Origin of the sequence: Streptomyces sp. NPDC059456 (genome assembly GCF_042750055.1) — a bacterium.
In the GTDB taxonomy this organism is placed as follows: Bacteria; Actinomycetota; Actinomycetes; order Streptomycetales; family Streptomycetaceae; genus Streptomyces.
The window spans coordinates 1-2,975 of record NZ_JBHYVA010000883.1; the positions used below are offsets into that span (position 1 = coordinate 1).

The following is a 2,975-nucleotide window of genomic DNA, read 5'->3' on the forward strand; positions in this document are numbered from 1 at the left end:
CACAACACACCCCCACCCCCGAGATCTCTTTGGTTCTGGGGGGATGGGTTTTGTTTATAAGAGACACCCCTCTACCGGGCGGCCGCCGTCGACCGGCTGCTCGCCGACGGCCTCGTCCACCTCCGGCGCACGATGACCCCGCACCGGGGCACCCTGTGGCCCCGCCCCGAACGGCGCGTGCCGCAGACCGATCCGTGCAACACCTGGAACGGCGCCGCCGGTGTCCTGGCCACGCTCACCCGGGCCGCACAGGCTGCACGGGCCGACGGTGACGACGCGCTGTGCGATGTCGTGGCCGAGGCGGCGGCCTGGATCGACGAGCGGCTGTTCACGGCGCCCCGGCTGCTGCCTGGGCTGTGCTTCGGCCGCAGCGGCACGGCCTGGGCGCTGTACGACGCTGCCCGCTTCCTCGGCGACGCGAGGACCGCCGGCCGGGCGCTCGACCTCGCCGGGCGGCTGCCGGTGCGGTGGCCCAGCCCGGACTTCACCCACGGACTCGCGGGCGCCGGTACCGCCCATCTGCACCTGTGGCACCTCACGGGCGAAGAAGCCCTCCTCGCCTCCGCGCTGGCCTGCGGCGACGCCGTGCTGGCGGCTGTCGACCGCAGTGCGGGCCAGTGGATCTGGCCCACCGCCCGGGAGACCGACTCCGAGCTCGCGGGCACGCGCAGCCACGGGTTCGCGCACGGCACGGCAGGAGTCGGCACGTTCCTCCTGTCGGCGGCGCACGCGGCGCGGGCCGGCCGGCTGCCGGGGCGGGCGGCGCGGTTCCTGGAAGCGGCCCTCGGCGCCGGCGCCACCCTCGTCGACGCGGCCCGTGTGGAGCGGGGCGAGGCGACGTGGCCGGCGCGGGTGGGGGGCGAACCGCAGCCGTGTACGACCACTCAGTGGTGCAACGGCCCCGCCGGGATCGGGACCTTCCTGATCCGGCTGTGGGCCGCCACCGGCGAGGAGCGCTTCGCCGAGCTGGCCGAGCAGGCCGCCGCGTCCGCCGTGAGCGACCCCTGGCGCGCGGGGCCGGGCGCCTGCTGCGGGAACGCGGGCACCGGCCACTTCCTGCTGGATCTGGCCGAGTTCCTCGGGGAGCCCCGCCACCGCGCCGAAGCGGAGGAGATCGCGGGCGTCATCGACGCCCAGCACTGCGTCCGGGACGGGCTCCTGCTGACGGCCGACCGGGCCGCGGGCTGTGAGTACGCCAACGGGACGGCGGGGATCCTCGACTTCCTCCTGCGCCTGCGGTACGGCGGCCCGCGCCCGTGGACCGCGCCGACACCACTGCGCGGCTGAGTGCTCAGAGCGAGCAGGCCGTGGTCGAGAACGTGCTCCCGTAGCTCAGGGGGGCGTCACCCGTGATGTACGGGACGGTCTGGGCGAGGACGTCGGCGTTGTTCATGAGGGCCGTGTGGGTGATGCCGCAGGTGAAGTAGAAGGGAACCCGGGCCCCGGGCGGACGGGAGGGGTCGTCGCCCTGGATCGCCGAGAAGACGGGGACCCGCGAATCGCCGTTGGTCTGGGAGATGCGTCCGGCGATGGGGACGGTGACGAGCGTCCCGTCCGTGCTGCCGTCGGGGAACACGGTGCAGCCGTTGCAGATCTGCAGGGGCGTGGAGACCCCGGCGCCGACGACCGCCACGAAGTCCTGGATGCCTCCGGTGTCGAAGCCCGGCCCGGGGAACGCGCGGGCGGCGTCCTCGTACAGCTCCCGGTTCAGACAGGGGAAGCGCTCCTTCTGCGGGCACAGGGTCAGCTGTTTGCCCACCGCCCGGCCCACGCCCTCGTACGGGACCCACCGGCTGGTGGAGCCGCTGGGCACGGCGAGCCAGTGCTCGCCGCCCGTCGTCGCCCTCACGTGGTCGTCGTAGGAGCGGTTGGGCATCAGCGCGTAGACGCCCGGTGAGGTCTGCGAGGTCAGCCGTACGTTGTCCAGGCCGGCCCGCAGCGAGACGTCCTCCCCCGCGAGGTCGGGGGCGAGCCGCCCGAACCCGGCGTGCGTCCAGGACTCGGCCGTGCCCCACCAGGGTCCGGCCACGGAGAGGAAGCGGCCGACCAGGTCGCCCGGGGTCCGGCCCTGCTCCTGCTGCTCGCGCATCCACTCGCGGAAGACGAGGTTGCCCTGGGAGTGCGCGATGACGGTGGCCTTGACCCCGGTCTGCGCGGTGAGCCGGGCGACGAGTTCCTGGAGCTGACGGCCCGCGACGGAAGGGGCGAGGCGCCAGTCGTACGGGAGCAGCGCGAAGACCTGTCCGCGCCCGTCCGCGGCGATCTGCTGCTGCGTCTTGAGCCCGAAGTTCGAATAGACGTCGGACTCGTAGCTCTGGCAGGCCACGGGCTGCGGGTTGACCGGTGTGGTCTCGGGCAGGCACCAGGTCGGGTTCGGCGCGCGGGGTTCGTCGCGGGCGGCCTGCCCGCCCCGGTAGGGGACGGAGCCGCATCCGAGCGGGAACCGGGCGCTCGCGGTGGTCCGGCTGGAGATCCTCCCGTTGCGGCCCCGCGTGTTGATCAGCGCGAGGTCCTCGTACAGAGGACGCCAGGTCGTCTCGAAGTCCGCCTCCGTCGGGGCGGTGCCGGGCCACAGGCTCAGCGGGGTCGTGTCCCGCGGCCCGCATTCCAGGTCGGAGGCGAAACCGCCGGCCACGAAGACGACCGGGGCGTGCTGCGGGTCGTACCGCGGCGCGCGCCCGGAGGCGGCCGCGTTCTCGACGCGCGGGGCGGACTGGCCGCCGGAGACGACGAGGCCGAGCAGCAGGGCCACGGACGCGGCGCGTGTGCACAAGCGGCGGACCAGGCGCGCCGGGGGTCGTTGCATCGGGCCATCCCTTCGGGGGCGGGCTTCGGGAGCCCGCACCGGGCGAATCGGTGATCCATTGATAGCCGGGGGCGCGGGTTTCGACGCCGCCGGTACGCCAGTCGGGCCAAACCCCGGGCCTCCGCCCGGACGGTTCTCCTGACAGCCCGCTGCCCGTGCCCCTATAGTG

2 protein-coding genes are annotated in these 2,975 nt (G+C 74.2%); one reads left to right on the forward strand and one right to left on the reverse strand.

Features of this window, described 5'->3' with window-relative positions:
- The first annotated feature begins 132 nt into the window (after nucleotides 1–132).
- A complete protein-coding gene (locus ACFXA3_RS40020; protein ID WP_385195949.1) occupies nucleotides 133–1,287 on the forward strand; it encodes a lanthionine synthetase LanC family protein in 1,155 nt (384 codons plus the stop codon).
- A gap of 4 nt (nucleotides 1,288–1,291) precedes the next feature.
- Here ACFXA3_RS40020 and ACFXA3_RS40025 read toward each other — a convergent pair whose 3' ends face one another.
- Nucleotides 1,292–2,806, reverse strand: a complete 1,515-nt coding sequence (locus ACFXA3_RS40025) for an esterase/lipase family protein (protein WP_385195951.1) — start codon at nucleotides 2,804–2,806, stop codon at nucleotides 1,292–1,294.
- Between the last annotated feature and the right edge of the window lie 169 nt (nucleotides 2,807–2,975).

What these genes read in the sequence shown, in the direction of transcription:
- ACFXA3_RS40020 (WP_385195949.1), top strand. Translation starts at nt 133, where the DNA reads ATGACCCCGCACCGGGGCACCCTGTGGCCCCGCCCCGAACGGCGCGTG.
- ACFXA3_RS40025 (WP_385195951.1), bottom strand. Translation starts at nt 2,806, where the DNA reads ATGCAACGACCCCCGGCGCGCCTGGTCCGCCGCTTGTGCACACGCGCC.